This is a genomic window from Pseudomonas mosselii (assembly GCF_003205295.1).
In the GTDB taxonomy this organism is placed as follows: domain Bacteria; phylum Pseudomonadota; class Gammaproteobacteria; order Pseudomonadales; family Pseudomonadaceae; genus Aquipseudomonas; species Aquipseudomonas mosselii_B.
Window position 1 is genome coordinate 176,897 of record NZ_QJRP01000008.1, and the last position, 15,921, is coordinate 192,817.

Here is a 15,921-nt window from a genome sequence, read left to right on the forward strand (position 1 = left end):
GTAGGAGCGGCCTTGTGTCGCGAAAGGGCTGCGAAGCAGCCCCAGGATTTCAGTGTTGATGCAAAGATTGCCGGGGCCGCTTTGCGGCCCTTTCGCGACACAAGGCCGCTCCTACAGGGATCTGCGTCGCCTGACAGAACGTTGTGAATGTCTCAACCAGCACAGTACTCCGCGCAATCAGACATGCCCCACCCGCCAATCTGCCGCACACTGCCACCCTGCCCCAACCCGGTAGCCCGTACCCCATGAGCCTGCTGAAAACGACCCTGGACGCCAACGCCTTCGCCTGCATCCTGGAATTCGTCCCCAAGCCCGGCGCCGAGCGTTTCGCCACCCTCGAAGCCCTCATGGCCCGCACCCGGCTGTGCGGCTGGCCCATGACCGTGGCCATCGGCGACCGCGTCGCCAGCGCCCTGGACATGTCGCCACTGGACGCCTTCAGCAGCCTCTCGAACCCCGTCCCCGCCCTGCTGCACTTCTCCGGCAAGGACCGCGAACGCCGCGACCTGCTGGCCCAGCTGCAACGCATGGACGCCGCCGGCCTCGACCAGCTCCTGCTGCTCACCGGCGACCGCCTGCCCGGCCACAACCCGGACGAACGACCGGTGCGCTACCTGGAATCGGTCGCCGCCCTGCAGATCGTCCGCCAGGCCCGCCCCCACTGGCTGCTGGCCGCCGCGCTCAACCCGTTCAAGTACCAGGAAGCCGAAGGCGGCGCGCAATACTGCAAGGCCGAAAAGAAACTCGCCGCCGGCGCCGACCTGTTCATCCTGCAGCTCGGTTTCGATATCGACAAACACCAGGAAGCCTTCGACTGGATGCAGCGCCAGCCCCGGCCCAAGCCGCTGATGGCCTGCATCATGGCGCTGACCGAGGGCCGCGCCGGGATGCTCGATCACGTTGCCGGGGTGACCGTCACGCCGTCGATGCGGGCGCTGCTGGCCGCCGAAACGGCGCTGTCCAAGGCCTACGCCAAGGCACGCGCCAACCATCGCCTGGCCTTGCAGGTGATCGGCCTGAAGTTGATGGGCTATGCCGGCGTGCACCTGTCCGGTATCCACGAGGTGGCGCAGTTCGAAGCGCTGGAGCAGGCCATCGACACGCTGCAGCCGCAGTTCACCTCACTGCAGGACTGGACCCCGGCCTGGGAAGCGGCCTGGCAGGAAGCGGACCTGGCGCCGGTCACCTTCCACCCACCCGGACATGCCTGGCGCCTCGGGCAACGGCAGATCACCGCATCGAACAAGGAAAAGGCCCGCTATCACCTGCTTTCGGCGATGCACCATCAGCTGTTCAGCCGCACCACGGCCTTGAGCAAGGCCTTCGGCTGGGCTGTAACCCGGCCGCTGTGGGCCAACCCCACGGCGGCGACGTGGCTGCATCAGCTGGAGCGGCGTATCAAACGCCCGCTGGTGGGGTGCGATACCTGCGGCAGTTGCCGGTTGGAGGACACGCTCTACATCTGCCCCGAGACCTGCCCCAAAGGGCTGGCGAATGGGCCGTGCGGTGGCACGAGCCTGGACCGTTGCGAGTTTGGCGATCGGGAGTGCGTGCACAGTGCCAAGTATCGGCTGGCGGTGAGCGTGGGCAAGACCGAGGTGTTGCGCGAGCGGTTGATTCCTTGCGTGCAGGTGGAGAACCGGCATCGCAGTTCGTGGCCGGTGTGGTTCGAGCCTGCACCACTTAACATTGCCGAGCCCACACCGATGAGCGACGACGACCTGCTTGCCAAAACACGGGAGCGCCTGGCTGCGCCACAACGAGTGAAGGTCTCACTGGACGACCTGTAGCCAGGCACGAGCGGATCAGCCTGCGTGCTGAGCCAGTGAAACCTCCACTCCCTGCCACTCCCCAGCCTGACCGGAAACAACCAACAGCCGATTCCCGGTAGCTGAAGCAGTCACGACACACCGCCCCTGCTCGTCCCAGAACGCGCTGCGGCCAGCCGCCGCCCAGCCGCCCGAGGTGCCGCCATGGTTGGCCATGAGCACGGCCATGGCATGCCGCTGTGCATAACCCTGCAGCAACGCGCTATCCGCCGGATACCCACCCTCCCCGATCAGCACACCCGTCGCGTACACCTGCGCACCGCGCTGCGCCGCCTGGGCGGCATGCCCCGGATGGCTGAAATCGGCACACACCGACAAGGCCACGGACAGCCCCGCGACGGACAACAACTCGCCGCCGCTCCCCGCACTGAAGAACTTGCCCTCGCCGGTATGCAGGTGCTGCTTGGTATAGACCGCAATCGAGCCATCCGGGTGGAGGATGCAGGCCGCAATTCGCGGCTTGTCCTGGCCCGGTACCTTGAGCGGCATCCCGACCACCGTGGTCATGCCCGCTTCCTGGGCAAGCTGGCGCAGTGGCGCCAGCAGCGGCGTGTCCAGGTCCTGCGCCAGGCCACTGGCCAACGCGGGGGCGTACCCCGTGAGCGACAGTTCGGGGAAGAGCAACAGGTCCACGCCATGCTCATGGGCCTGGCGCATGAACGCCAGGTGCAAGGCCAGGTTGGCGGGGAGGTCGCCATCACCAATGGCGCATTGGGCGGCGGCGAAAACGGCGGATGGCATGGGCGTCTCCTGACAAGGTAGGCAGACTCTGCTCGGCTACCGTCCGGAAGACAACCTTTGCATCAACGATGGGTCGGCGTGGGAGCGGGATTGCCCCGCGATGGGCCGCTAGAAGATCCATATGTAAACCATTTTTTGATTTGTTAACTACTCAGGTTTACAGTGCAAAAATCACTTAACACGACACGCTCTCGACATGGTTAACCCACGCAAGGAAACCCAGCGCTACCTTGAGTCCATCCTGGGTGTGCCCACTCACTTGAAACCGGTGTCCCCCAGGCTCCCCTACCATCTCCAGGACGCTTACACCTGTTTCGAACTCACCCTCCAGTTCACGCCGTCGTCGCTTGCGTTGTTGCTGCTCTTTCCCAGTACTCCAAGCTATCCAGGCGCGATAACGCTCACTAAACACATCGCCCAGATAAGCCAAGCCACCAACGCCATACCCGTTTACGTCTGCCCTGCCCTGTCCCCCGCCGACCGTCGCAGCCTGATCAGCCACCAGCTGAACTTCATCCAGCCAGGGTATCAACTGTTCATACCCGAACTGGCCATGGACCTACGCGAACGTTTCCGCCAGCGCCGCGAGCAGGCCGCCATCACCGCGCTGCTCCCGGCAACACAGGCGATGTTGCTTGCCCGCCTCTATGAGGGCGTGATCAACGCCACGCCATTTCCGGCCAGCGCACTGATGGATGACCTGCACTACAGCCGCGTGACCCTCTCGAAGGTCGTGGACCAACTGCTTCAGACTGGCCTGCTGATCGCCAGCCAACACAAAGGCGCGGTGCAGATCTATACCTTCAGCGCCAGCACGCCCGAGCTGTTCAAACAGGCACGGCCTTACCTGCGCTCCCCGGTGAAACGCAAAGTCGCAATTTCCGCCGAACCACCTCTCGGCCATGGTGTTTTCCTGGCCGGTGAAACCGCCCTGGCCAGCCAGACGCTCCTGGCCGCACCCGCGCAGCCCGTCTACGGCATGACCAAGCGGCGCTTTGATGCGCTGCTTGGCGATGGCTCGCTGCACCTTAGCCAATCGGTGGACGACACCCGGGCGTGGGTGGAAATCTGGGCCTACGACACCCTCGAGACATCCGGCAACCATGCCGATGCAGCCTCCCTGCTCCTGAGCCTGGACAATAGCCAGGATGAGCGCGTCCAGATGGCGCTCGATCAACTCAGGGAGCAGGTGGAATGGTTGGGGTCAGGGGACTAACGCTTTTCGGGCAGCACTTCAGCCACTATCGCGATCAGTACGTGCTGATTGGCGGGGTGGCTTCCTCGCTTGTGATGGACAAGGCCGGTGTCTCATTCAGGACCACCAAGGACCTCGATATCGTTCTGATCATCGAAGCGCTGGACAGCCAGTTCGTCGGGGCGTTCTGGGCATTCGTCCACAGCGGTGGCTACCAGATCCGCCAAGCCAGCACCGCACGCCCAGTGTTCTATCGGTTCCAGAACCCCACGGACGAAACCTACCCTGCGCAGCTCGAACTGTTCTCCCGTACGCCCGACGGGCTCGACCATCCCGAACTCGCCACGCTGACGCCAATCCCCACCGACGAATCCGTCTCCAGCCTCTCGGCAATCTTGCTCGATGAAGGCTATTACGCCTTTCTGCTCGAAGGTCGCCAACAGAACGGCACACTCTCATACATCGGCGCAGACCGATTGATTCCGTTCAAGGCCAAAGCCTGGCTGGACCTGTCAGCGCGTAAATCTGCAGGAGAGCACGTCGACTCCCGGAACATTCGTAAGCACCGCAATGACATCATGATGCTGACAGGCTTGCTGACAGGTGAATGGGTAAGTCTGCCGTCGGGGATTGCCAACGACATGGCACTGTTTCTGGAGCATTTGGCTGAAGAAGAAATGGATCTGAAAGCCATGGGTTTGAAAGGCACTCGCGAATCGATCATTGAGCGCCTGGCTATAGCGTTTGGTATTGATCCACCCGCCCAACACCGCCAGTGACACCTTCCCCACCACATCCAGCATCCCGAGCCCGGCTCGAACCCTGCCTTTTACCCAAGGTATACTCCCGCCCCGTCGCGCCCAGAGTGGCGCGTAGCCTTCATGCGCAGGATGCCCTATGTCAGTTCAGCAACACGTTGCCGCCGCCGATACCACCCTCACCGCCACACCCGAGCCGCTCAGCCGCGCCCTTGAACAGGTACGGCAGGCCGAAGCCTGCCTGCACCAGCGCAGACGCCAGGTCACCCTGGCATTCATGGGTGTACAGACAGCCTACTGCGGCTACCTGATGCTCAAGTGGATCTGGCAGGGGCATTACATCGGCGGGCCGATCTATGCCGTGTTGCTCTGGTGCCTGTTGTGGCTGCTGTACTACCCGGTGTCGGTGCTGTGGTACCCGCGCCAGCGCGCGCTGGACAAGGCCTGGCGCACGCTCGATGCGGCGCGGATGGAGGAAGGCAAGGCATTCCTGGCCAGCCAGGCCCTGGGGCCGTATCGCTGGGTCTGCCGCGGCGGGCGCATGCTGGCGGTGTTCCCCGACAGCCACGTGCTGTACGTGCTGGCCCCGGAGGTCGGCGAGCGCCACGCACTGATGGACGCGCCACGGGTGGTCAAGCAGGTGCGCGTGGACGAACAGGCCGTCACCCGCAGCACTACCAAGACCACCACCAAGCACGGCTGGCGCAACGTCTACGCGTTCAACAATCAGTTCGGCATGATCGGCGGCGGCAAGTCCCGCTCCACCTCGACCACTACCCACGACACCGTGCGCACCTTCACCCTGCACGTGCAGTTGCAGAGCGCCGGCCAGCATCCCTACTGGATTCAACTGCCCTTCGCCGATGACTGGCAGGAAGCTCGCAACTGGCAGTTGCTGATCGAGCAGGCGAGCGCCCGCTAACGGCCTACATCGCCCCCTGTAGGAGCGGCCTCGTGTCGCGAAAGGGCCGCAAAGCGGCCCCGGCGAGCCAAGACTGTGAACAAGCTTTGTGGACTGTAATCACCCAAGCCCACAGCTCAGAAATTCACCTGATCAAGATGTTTGCATCACTGATTAGCAGCTGCATCCAGTATCTCCAGTTTGCGTGCCTGGTGGAACTGATAGACCGTCATGCCCAGCAGCTCCGCCGCCTTGGACTCGCCGACAATCCCCTCCCCCAGCGCACGGTAGACCAGTTGCTGGAACAGCCGCGTGGTTTCTTGCCGATAAGCCGCCCCCGGCTCCTGCTTGCGCCAGCCCTGTTTGACGAACACCATGAACAGCCGCTCACGCACAGCCTGCGGGATAATCTCCAGGTCGCCAGCGCGATACAGGCAACCCTGCATGCTGAGCCCAAATTCCGCCTTGAGCAGATACAACTCGCGCACCTCCAGCATGTGGCGTTTGTTGCCCAAATGCTGCCGCATGGCGCTGGCCGGCACCAGCAATGCCGAGGCGAAACGGTTACAGGCCTTTTCCTCGTCCAGCCCTTCGGCCAACCGACCGTGCATCAGCAGGTGGCCGAGTTCGTGGGCCAGGGTGAACCGCTGCCGGTCACCCGGCCAGTCCGCCGACACCACGATGACCGGCTGCCCCGCCACACTGGCCTGCAAACCATCGAACTTCGCCTGCGCATCGACCTGGGTGATGATCACCAGAATCCCATGCGTCTCCAGCACGTCGATCAAATCGGGAATCGGGCTCGCCCCCAGGCCCCACAGCTGCCGCACATGGTCCGCCAGGCTGTCGACCGCCTGCAGCGAGACCAACTGTGCGGGCAGCCCTGCCGGCGCGCTGAACGCCTGCACGGGATAGTCCGGCCACAGGTTGATCAGTTCCTGCCAACGCTCCGCCTGATCCAGCACATCGGCCTCGATGCGCTTGAGGATCGCCTTGGGCGTGCTGCAACGCTTGCGATATTCGACACCCGCCAGCTCGACCTTGGCAGGGCGGAAAAAGTACTCGGCGCGTACCGATAGCGCCTTGCACAAACGCACGAGCACGCCGGAACTGGGCATGCTCTGGTCATGTTCATACTTCTTGATCATGTTGGCGCTCACGCCCACCTGATCACCTAGCGCCTGCATCGACAGGCCAGCAGCAGCGCGGGCACGTTTGAGCCGCTCGCCGATCATCGGCTGTCTCCCTCGGTTTACGATTCCATAAAATTTCAAAGAAATATAAACCCGATACACTTACCCGTCGAGCCATGGGTGACGACCGTCCCACCGCGTCCAGCTCGGCATCGCGCAACACCCCCTGATTCATATGCATCACCAAAGAATGTATAAAGCGCCAGCAACCCGCGCCCCCCGACGTCTGCCAAAGGAAACCGTCCATGCTTCGGCTCTTGATGCCAGCCCTGCTCCTGCTGCTTGCCGGCTGCGCCACCAAGCCCCCGGCCAACCCCGACAACCTCTGCGAGATCTTCCGCGAGAAGCCGAAATGGCACGAGGCGGCGCTGAAGATGCAGGCGCGCTGGGGTGCGCCGGTGCAGGTGCCGATGGCGATGATGTACCAGGAGTCGTCGTTCAAGCACGACGCCCTGCCGCCGCGCTACTACTTCCTCGGCTTCATCCCCTGGGGCCGGGTCAGCACCGCCTACGGCTACGCCCAGGCCAAGGACGAGACCTGGGCCGACTACAAGCGCGATGCCGGCGGCTGGGGCGCCGCCCGCGACGACTTCGCCGACGCGATCGACTTCATGGGCTGGTACATGCAGAAGAGCCAGCAGGTCAACGGCGTGTCCAAGTGGGACGCCTATGGCCAGTACCTGAATTACCACGAAGGCTGGGGCGGCTACCGCAACCGCAGCTACGACGCCAAGCCGTGGTTGAAGAACGTTTCGCAGAAGGTCCAGGCCCGGGCTTCGGTGTTTGGGGCGCAGTATCGGAGTTGCGAGCAGGAGCTCGCGCGGGGTGGGTGGTTCTGGTAGACCCGCCTGGCAATACGTTGCCGATCGCTACCGCTAAACCAGAAACGAAAAAGCCCGCTGCCTGGCGGGTTTTTCGTTTCCCACGGTGATCGCCCGTTCATGGCATCCACCTGCGGGCTTGGGTGGGGTCACTTCAAATGCACTTTCAGCGCCTCGCCAGCCTGCAGCATTGCCGCGCGTACCGCCGGCACCTGGCTGACCACGTTCAGCAAGCCATAGTCATGGATCATGCCGTTGTAGCGCACCGCCGTGACCGGCACGCCGGCTTGGTCCAGCTTGCGAGCATAGGCTTCCCCTTCATCACGCAGCACATCGGCACTCGCGGTCTGCACCAGCGCTGGCGGCAGGCCTTTCAACTGCTCGGTGGTCGCGCGCAGCGGCGAGGCGTAGATCTCGGCACGTTGCTTGGGGTCGGTGGTGTAGTTGTCCCAGAACCACTTCATCATGTTGCGGGTGAGGAAGTGCCCCTCGGCGAACTGGTTGTACGACGCGGTCTCGAAGTTGGCGTCGGTCACCGGCCACAGCAGCACCTGGTACTTGATGGCCGGGGTGCCTTTGTCCTTGGCCATCAGGCTGACCACCGCCGCCATGTTGCCGCCGACGCTGCTGCCCGCGACCGCCAGGCGCTTGCCGTCGACATTGATGTCCTTGCCGTGCTCGGCCACCCATCGGGTTGCCGCGTAGGCCTGGTTGATCGCCGTCGGGTAGTGCGCTTCAGGGGACGGGGTGTAGTTGACGAACACCGCCACCGCCCCGGAGCCGACGACCAGGTCGCGCACCAGGCGCTCATGGGTCGGGAAGTCGCCGAGCACCCAGCCGCCGCCGTGGAAGTACATGAACACCGGCAAGGTCCCCTTCACACCCGCTGGGCGCACGATGGTCAAGCGGATGGCCTGGCCATCGACGGTGATGGTCTTCTCGCTGACATCCGCCTTGGGCAGCGTCAGTTTCACCCCAGCCTGGGCGCCGCTCAGCACCGCGCGGGCATCCTTCGGCGAAAGTTGCTCGATGGGTTTGCCACCGCCCGCGTTCAAGGCATCGAGGAATGCCTGGGTGTTGTGCTCGACGCCAGCGTCAGCGAATGCGTTACCGATCGACAAGGCAAGCAGCGAGCCCGCGAGTGTTTTGGTCAAAACGTTCAATTCATTTCCCCTGTTTCTGTTGAGGCAGTAGTCAGATGGTCACGTGCAGATGGCTTGTTGCTGCCAAGCCTTTGGTGTCATGCCTTCAGCCTTCACGAAGGTGCGGCAGAAGTGAGATTGATCGCAGAAGCCGCATTCCAGTGCGATCTCCGCGAGCAACATCGTGGAAGTCTTCAATAGCTCCCTGCTCTTCATCACCCGCTGTTCACGCAGCCATTGTTGCGGGGACATCCGGGTACTTTCCTTGAACATGCGTGAGAAGTGACTGCGCGACAATGCGCACGCTTGGGCGATTTCAGTCACTGATAGGCAGGTATCCAGCCTGTCCAGCATCAGCTGTTTGGCCGTTCTCAACTGCCAGGATTTGAGCTGCCCTGTCGAAGCCAGTGTCAGCGTCGCCAGCACGGTAGAGTTGTCCTTGTTCATACACACCCATCAATCCAGGTAGCAGGATGCGAGCGCCTGACGCGAACAGCACTGTGCGCTGGAGACCCCAGAGGTTCCAGGCCAGGCTCATTGATTCGGATCAGCCCACTGCGCACCCTTCGCACGTCAGTGAACAGCCCCCAAGGCAGGGGCTGGCAAAGGCTCAGACAGCAGCGACAGGCGCCAAGGTGGGGCCATGCTGAACGCGCTCAGGCGCCTTGTGCACCATGGTGTAGGCGTAGTCGACGCCCATGCCATAGGCACCGGAATGCTCCTTCACCAGCTCCATCACGGCGTCGTAGGTGTCGCGGTTCTTCCAGTCCCGCTGCCATTCCAGCAGCACCTGCTGCCAGGTCACCGGCACCACGCCGGCCTGGATCATGCGCTGCATGGCGTAATCGTGGGCTTCCTTGGTGGTGCCGCCGGAGGCGTCGGCGACCATGTAGATTTCATAGCCGGCATCGTTCATTGCCGACAGGGCGAAGGTGGCGTTGCAGACCTCGGTCCACAAGCCGGAGACGATGATCTTGTTGCGGCCATTGCGCTTGAGTGCGTCGCGCACCTTCTGGTCATCCCAGGAGTTCATCGAGGTGCGCTCCAGCAGCGGCGCGTCGGGGAACACCGCGAGCAGCTCGGGGTAGGTGTGGCCCGAGAAGCTTTGCGTCTCGACCGTGGTGAAGGTGGTGGGGATATTGAAAATCTTCGCGGCCTTGGCCAGGCCAACGGTGTTGTTCTTCAGCGTTTGCCGGTCGATGCTCTGAACGCCGAAAGCCATCTGTGGCTGCTGATCGATGAAGATCAGTTGGCTGTTGAACGGGGTCAGGACTTCAGTCTTAGGATTGCTCATTGTTGTTTCCTTTCAATTTGATGAAGTTCGATCGCACCCGTTTCGGGGCCCGCACGTTGCGGGCATTGCCGTAGCCACGAGTACGCACCTCAGCGTCGTTGCTTGAGGACGAGCAAAAGATAACGAAACAAAGCGCCTTTCGGTGGCGCACTTTTGCGCCTCTAACGGCTCATTTTTGCGCCATTGAATACGCGACCGCGCTGCTAGCATTCGCCGTTCCATTCGGATCAAGCCGGTCCGTCATGTGCAGGAGAATGCAATGGCAGCTTCACAACCGTTCAACAAGCAGACCGCCTACTGGGGCGTTTCCTGGGAGGAGGCGTATGGCTATCCGCAGGCACGGCGGGTAGGCAACGAGATCTACGTATCAGGCCAGTTCAACCATGACGAGGCCGGCAATCTGCTGGCCCCGGCGCCGCTGAACGCCGACGGCAAGCCCAGCGATTTCTCGTCGATGGGCGAGCAGATGCAGGTCGCCTACGACAACATTGCCAAGCTGCTCGCCTTGTATGGCGCAACGCTGCAAGACGTTGTCGAGGAAACGCTTTATGTACTGGACATGGACGCTGCGTTCGCGGTGGTCGGCAAAGTGCGCAAGGCGGCCTATGGCACTGAGCGGCCTCAGTGCGCGAGCAATATCATTGGGGTGTCGAGGCTTGCCCAGCGCCCGCAATTGATCGAGATCGCCTGCAAGGCCGTGATTGGCGCCCGGGAAATCTAAGCTGCACTCCCGGTTGCGATCAGCTGACCGGGAGTACCGACTGCCCCTCGACCAAGGGCTTTTGACTGGCCACGGCAGCGGCGCAGAAGGTCATGAATGCTTTGACGCGCCACGACTTGCGAATGTCCTGGTGCGTCAGCAGCCACAGCTCGTCCTGAAGCTCTGGCACCACTGGGCCTGCGCGTACCAACCCCGGGGTGATGTCGCCCAGCATGCAGGGCAGGAATCCATACCCCAGGCCCGCCGCGATGGCGACGCTTGCGGCTGCAACGGAGTCGGTGCGGTAGGCAATGCGCTCAGCGGCGACCCGGCTTTCGACATAGCTTGTCGCCCGCAAACCGCAGAGCGCCGCCGAGTACGACACCCATGCCTGCCCCTCTGCGAAAAGGGGCTCGGCAGTCACCTGCTTGGCGCTGCAATAAGGTGCCCAGGCAATGTTCGCCAGTTTACGGCCCACCAGGCTCTCCGCAGGTTTTCTCGTCGCCCGAATGGCGATATCCGATTCATCCCGGGCGAGGCTGAGGGTTTCATTGCCCACCAGCACCTCGAGGCTGATCCCCTCGTTCAGGGCCTTGAAGTCCGCGATGATGGGGGTGAAGAAGTACAGCAGCAGCGAGTCGCTGGTGGTAATGCGAAGTTTCCCCAGCGGGCCTTGGCCTGAACGTGAAACACGCCGCGTGACGCTGACGATATCCAGCTCCACGCGCTCGGCGAGTGCTCGCAGTTCCGCGCCCTCGGCGGTGAGCAGATAGCCTGATTTGCGGTGGTCGAACAGCGCGATGCCGAGCGTTCGCTCGACCTGGGCAACCCGACGCGAAACGGTGGAGACATTGATGCCAAGCTTCTTGGCCGTCGCCGCACGGTTGCCGCAATCACTGAGCGTCTTGATGATGCGCAAGTCGTCCCACGAGAGCTGATTGACAGCCTCGGCGACGTCCCACTTCGGCCCATCAGCGGCAGTTGGCGCTTTTCCAGTTGGCGATTTCACACAGTTCGTTCCGGATGCGAAGGCGCTGATGATACGAGATGGGGGGTGGGTGAAGCAGCCATATTGTTCTGGCGACTGGTTGAAAACCGGGCGGTGCAAGTGGCGGTCGATCAGGGCACGCCACGCAATAGGGCCGCAACGCGGCCCCGGTGATGCGCGGCATCAGTCTTCGGAAACACTCTCGTCTTTCATCGCCTCCAGCTTGCCGAACTGCTCGCTGGCCAACCGGCTGATGATCCGGATTGCCTGGTGGATGCCCGCTGTGTTGCGGAAGCTCAGTTGCGGGTTGTGCTCGCACTCCAGTACCTCGTCGTGCTGGACCAGCGCCTCGCCTAGCAGTTCGAGGGTCCAGATGTAGCTCTGGAGGGTGGACAGGCGTTCATGGTCAGGCATGGGGAACCTCCCGGTTGGCGCGGGTGGCGAGGGAGTGGCTGTCGATCGGGTAGAAGGTTGGGGATGGGGTGGCCGCGGGGGTTGGGCGGCGGAGAGCGGATGCGAGGATCCTGTACAGACGTGTGATGGTCATGCATGAGACTCCAAGTTAGGTTGGAACCACCACGCACTGTCGCCAAACAATGGGTGGCAGCTGTACGCAGGTTGGCGAACCGGGAACTTGGAACCCGGCAGACCCGAAGATCTCCCGCGCACAGCCGCCATGGCACGAGGCTGCGGACGCAAAAAAAGCGCCTGCAATCGTGTGGGGCGCTGCTGCGCCAAGTTTATCCGGGTCGCCAAACCCGGTCGCGGAATTTGCCGCGACTGGTAGGGAATTTATTCCTTGGGGGCTTCTAGCGCAAGGGTCTTGGGGATGGGAAATGGCGATGGAAAACGTAGGAAATGGATTGCACGGAGGGACAGGGTGGCAACAGTACGTGGGTTGGCCGACCGGAACGAAAGGGACCGGCACACCTGAGGTGTCCCACGTACTGCTGCCATGGTGAAAACGCACTCGATATAGATTGCGTTCTGAGTGGTGAGGGTGGCTGCTTTACGCAGATTGGCGAACCGAGGAAAAGATAACCCGGCAGACCAGATGGTCTTCTGCGTACAGCAGCCATTTCACAGCAGACGCGTGCAGGTTAGCTACATCTGGTCATTGATGAGGCTTGCTGAGATGGCCAGAAACAAAACGCCCACACTGCAAGGACTGCGGTGACTTCTTAGGTGCTGGTGCGGAAACAGACGGACGGTTGTTGGCCGTGAGGGCCCGGTTTTCGCGGGGCTGGAATTTTGTGGATTTTTTGATGTACCTCATAGGGTGTCTATAAACAAATCAGCTGGTTATGGCTTTCAGTGGAATCGAATCGGGATATTTTGGGTTCCAGGTAAATTTGGCACCATCTGACTGCTCTGGAGATTGACACACCCTACCCCCAGAGAAATCAGGTGTTAGCTCGAGCAGGGCGTGACAGTGGTTGACTGTCAATTCTTGGCACAGGGATTAACTGAATTTACCTTACCCAACCAGCACCATTGACACCCAGAAAACACCATGTGCCCCTGCCCCCCTTTCAGACCATTGACCTTCCCCCAATCAGCTCGGCCTGCCGATAAATCCAACAAGGGGTTTCTGATCAGCTTCGTGCTGCCTCAATGAAAGGATGCTCGAATGTCTCCGGGACGGTTTCGGAGGGGTCGCGCCAGCTTTCGCTTCGTAAGCCCGTAAGTATTCGAGACTATTAATAGCCACATTTTGAAAAGATTGTGATGGCCAAATAATACCGAAACGCCATGTAGCGCCTACGCTCAGGAATTCCCCTAAGAGATGAGCTCGACATGACGAAGATTGAGATAGTGCCTGTAGTAGCCGATGACTTCGAAACCTGGCTGAGCGGACGCCCCAAGTGGCTGCAGACAGCAGCTCGAATGCTCATCGACTCAAAGCGGCAACTCACTCAGGATGAAATCAAGTCTCTAGCCAGGCTTTGTAAACTCGAAGCCAAGAACGAGGCTGATCCAGGATTTCTGACGGTTGCTCCTGGCACGTTGTCGCAGGTGGCCAACAGACCTTTGCTTCGGATTGAAGAGATCCTTGATGTACATGGACTGAATGCAATCAAGCCCGGTGCCGCTTTGCCCTTCGGCAAAAGCAATCTCTCCGTGATTTATGGACAGAATGGAACCGGCAAAAGCGGGTTTGCACGGTTGCTGAAACAGATCTGCGGGTCACGATCCAAAGACGATATTCACGGCAATGTCTTCGACTCAACACCTACGCCCTGCCGTGCGCACTTCAAGGTGTCCATTGACGGTAAACCAGCTGATGTTCACTGGGATATCTCAAGCGGGCCCCACAAGGCTCTGCGGCACGCACAGGTTTTTGATAGTAAGGCTGCTCAGCAGTACATGGGCCGGACTGAGGCATGCTATGAGCCTAGCAGGATGAAATTTGTGTCGGCTCTGATCTCCACAGCAGACGCTGTGAGTGCAGAACTGGCCGGGGAAAAGGCATTACTCAGCAAGGCGCTACCCGCCCTTCCATCAGCCCTAAATCACACAGCTGAAGCGAGATGGCTTCAGAGTTTGAAAGGTACGACCACTCCCGCGAGCATCGATAAGGAATGCCTGTACACCCAACAGCTCGATAAAGAGCGTATTGAGAGCGAAGCCCTGCTTGCAGAGAAAGACATTGCGGGCCGCCTTTTGGCCATTAACAATGAAAAGACCGCGCTGAAAAGTATTGAAACAGCGATGTCGGCACTTCAACTGGGCCTAAACGACGCGACGGCCGGCGAACTCGAAAACCTGAAAAATACAGCCGCCAAGGCGAGAAGCGCCTGCGAAGAGGCGGCAGCAGCAATCTTCGGCAAGGCAGAGCTTGAAGGTATCGGCTCCGCAACCTGGCAGAAGATGTGGGAACAAGCCCGCGCCTACTCCACCGGTACAGCCTACGTCAACACGCCATTCCCTAACGTCTCAACTGACTCACGCTGCGTGCTTTGCCACCAGAACCTCAGCAAAGACGCTAAAGCCAGGCTGACAGGGTTTGAGAAGTTCGTGACCGACGGCCTAGAAACAACTGCTAAGACGGCTGAAAAAAGTTTTGTTGATCGTAAAAAGCTGTTGCCAATCCTTCCCGGACAAGCTGACTGGATCGTTCACATATCCACTCTAGGCTTTGAAGAAGCTGATGGGATCACTTGGCTTGGCCTATTGAAGGCACGGCTTGATCAAATTGCCATAGGCAGCCCTGTAAGCGCCTTGCAACCTTTCGACTGGTCGAGCATAAACGAAGCGGTTAAGACCAAGTCTGCAGACCTGATCACAGAAGAGGTGAGCCTATCTGCGATGCTACAGGACGAGCATCGTCAGGCAGTACAGAGCCGGGTTCAGCAGCTCCAAGCCAAGCAATGGCTTTCCCAGAATAAAGCATCGATCAGCGCTGAAAGGGCGAGATTGATCGCCGTTGCGGCTATAGATAAAGCCTCCCGCTCAGCCGCTACCAACGCCTTGACCTCCAAGAAAAATGATTTGGCCAAGACAGAGCTAGACGCTGGTTATCAGACTCGATTCTTGGAGGAATTGAAGCTATTGGGCGGCCACCGCATGCCAATCGCTCCACAGAGTAAATCGGGCGGTAAAGGGAAGATCACCTTCGGGTTGAACTTGGTGGGAGCGCATGGCTCGCATGGCCTGGATTATATTTTGAGCGAGGGTGAAACCAGAATTGCGGCCCTAGCTGCGTTTCTAGCAGACACCACCGGCTCGAACCAACTGGCCCCCTTCATTTTTGATGACCCGATTTCGTCGCTTGACCAAGATTTTGAAGAGAAGGTCGTTGAGCGATTGGTGTCCTTATCCGCGACCCGCCAGGTCATCATTTTTACTCACCGACTCTCCTTAGTGGCATTGGTCGACGCGGTTACGGAAAAATGGAGCAAGATGCCTGCGATGCCATCCGTCAAGCCGACGCTGACCTCGCTAAGAAGAATGAACAAAGTGGCTGGCATCGTTGCCACCGCTAGCGCCCGAGACCTGAAACCGGAAAGCGCGGTTCGAGGTTTGATCGACAACACTATTACGCGCCTGAAAAAACACCAGGAAAGGGCCGAAGTGGACGATTACGAGACGCTCGGCAAAAGCGCATGCAGTGACTTCAGAGTGATCGTCGAAAAGACGATTGAGCACATTCTTTTGGCAGATGTCGTAGGCCGATTCAGACGTGCGATCAACACACAAGGAAAATTGCACAAGGTCGCGAAGGTATCAAATGTAGTGGTCTACTAACCCCGGACACCCATTTAGGCGAGAATGCTCGCCACAGAGAGGTGTCCGATGACCAAGCAACGCCGTACCTTTACCCCTGAGTTCAAGCGCGAAGCTGCCTGCCTGGTGCTC

General features: G+C 60.5%; 14 protein-coding genes. 7 read left to right on the top strand and 7 right to left on the bottom strand.

Going from position 1 to position 15,921, the window contains the following annotated elements; all coding sequences use genetic code 11:
- Positions 1-245: 245 nt before the first annotated feature.
- On the top strand, positions 246-1,790 hold the full coding sequence (locus DMX06_RS11085) for a methylenetetrahydrofolate reductase C-terminal domain-containing protein (protein ID WP_258378830.1): 1,545 nt from the start codon (positions 246-248) through the stop codon (positions 1,788-1,790).
- A gap of 15 nt (positions 1,791-1,805) precedes the next feature.
- Here the strand turns inward: DMX06_RS11085 and DMX06_RS11090 are convergent, their stop codons facing one another.
- On the bottom strand, positions 1,806-2,570 hold the full coding sequence (locus tag DMX06_RS11090) for a carbon-nitrogen hydrolase family protein (protein ID WP_110736937.1): 765 nt from the start codon (positions 2,568-2,570) through the stop codon (positions 1,806-1,808).
- Between the two features lie 196 nt (positions 2,571-2,766).
- On the opposite strand from DMX06_RS11090, the gene DMX06_RS11095 reads away from it, so the two are divergent.
- From DMX06_RS11095 to DMX06_RS11105, 3 genes are all read left to right on the top strand, one after another.
- On the top strand, positions 2,767-3,786 hold the full coding sequence (locus DMX06_RS11095) for a hypothetical protein (protein WP_110736940.1): 1,020 nt from the start codon (positions 2,767-2,769) through the stop codon (positions 3,784-3,786).
- Entirely contained in the window at positions 3,765-4,544 is a 780-nt protein-coding gene (locus DMX06_RS11100; protein ID WP_110736943.1) for a hypothetical protein, read from the top strand. Before DMX06_RS11095 ends, DMX06_RS11100 begins: the two co-directional genes overlap by 22 nt.
- Positions 4,545-4,662: 118 nt before the next feature.
- Positions 4,663-5,445 carry a hypothetical protein gene (locus tag DMX06_RS11105; protein ID WP_110736946.1) on the top strand — a complete coding sequence of 261 codons (783 nt, stop codon included), beginning with the start codon at positions 4,663-4,665 and terminating at the stop codon, positions 5,443-5,445.
- 146 nt (positions 5,446-5,591) lie between these two features.
- Here DMX06_RS11105 and DMX06_RS11110 read toward each other — a convergent pair whose 3' ends face one another.
- Positions 5,592-6,719, bottom strand: a complete 1,128-nt coding sequence (locus DMX06_RS11110) for a helix-turn-helix domain-containing protein (RefSeq protein WP_258378831.1) — start codon at positions 6,717-6,719, stop codon at positions 5,592-5,594.
- Positions 6,720-6,862: 143 nt separating this feature from the next.
- Here DMX06_RS11110 and DMX06_RS11115 point away from each other — a divergent pair, with 143 nt between their 5' ends.
- Positions 6,863-7,459: a transglycosylase SLT domain-containing protein gene (locus tag DMX06_RS11115; RefSeq protein WP_011535688.1), complete on the top strand. Its 597-nt coding sequence runs from the start codon at positions 6,863-6,865 to the stop codon at positions 7,457-7,459.
- A 128-nt stretch (positions 7,460-7,587) separates the two neighbouring features.
- Here DMX06_RS11115 and DMX06_RS11120 read toward each other — a convergent pair whose 3' ends face one another.
- From DMX06_RS11120 to DMX06_RS11130, 3 genes are all read right to left on the bottom strand, one after another.
- The gene (locus tag DMX06_RS11120; protein ID WP_110736950.1) at positions 7,588-8,601 is read right to left on the bottom strand and encodes an alpha/beta hydrolase; all 1,014 of its coding nucleotides are present in this window, start codon (positions 8,599-8,601) and stop codon (positions 7,588-7,590) included.
- 39 nt (positions 8,602-8,640) lie between these two features.
- Complete coding sequence (locus DMX06_RS11125; RefSeq protein ID WP_110736953.1) at positions 8,641-9,027, bottom strand: helix-turn-helix domain-containing protein; 387 nt, start codon at positions 9,025-9,027, stop codon at positions 8,641-8,643.
- A 163-nt stretch (positions 9,028-9,190) separates the two neighbouring features.
- A complete protein-coding gene (locus DMX06_RS11130; protein WP_028689876.1) occupies positions 9,191-9,874 on the bottom strand; it encodes a hydrolase in 684 nt (227 codons plus the stop codon).
- Between the two features lie 259 nt (positions 9,875-10,133).
- Here DMX06_RS11130 and DMX06_RS11135 point away from each other — a divergent pair, with 259 nt between their 5' ends.
- The gene (locus DMX06_RS11135; RefSeq protein WP_110736956.1) at positions 10,134-10,595 is read left to right on the top strand and encodes a Rid family hydrolase; all 462 of its coding nucleotides are present in this window, start codon (positions 10,134-10,136) and stop codon (positions 10,593-10,595) included.
- Positions 10,596-10,614: 19 nt separating this feature from the next.
- Here the strand turns inward: DMX06_RS11135 and DMX06_RS11140 are convergent, their stop codons facing one another.
- Positions 10,615-11,583: a LysR family transcriptional regulator gene (locus DMX06_RS11140; protein ID WP_062575165.1), complete on the bottom strand. Its 969-nt coding sequence runs from the start codon at positions 11,581-11,583 to the stop codon at positions 10,615-10,617.
- A gap of 162 nt (positions 11,584-11,745) precedes the next feature.
- Positions 11,746-11,976 carry a hypothetical protein gene (locus DMX06_RS11145; protein WP_110736959.1) on the bottom strand — a complete coding sequence of 77 codons (231 nt, stop codon included), beginning with the start codon at positions 11,974-11,976 and terminating at the stop codon, positions 11,746-11,748.
- Positions 11,977-13,359: 1,383 nt separating this feature from the next.
- Here DMX06_RS11145 and DMX06_RS11150 point away from each other — a divergent pair.
- Positions 13,360-15,810 carry an AAA family ATPase gene (locus DMX06_RS11150; RefSeq protein WP_258378832.1) on the top strand — a complete coding sequence of 817 codons (2,451 nt, stop codon included), beginning with the start codon at positions 13,360-13,362 and terminating at the stop codon, positions 15,808-15,810.
- The last annotated feature ends 111 nt before the right edge of the window (positions 15,811-15,921 follow it).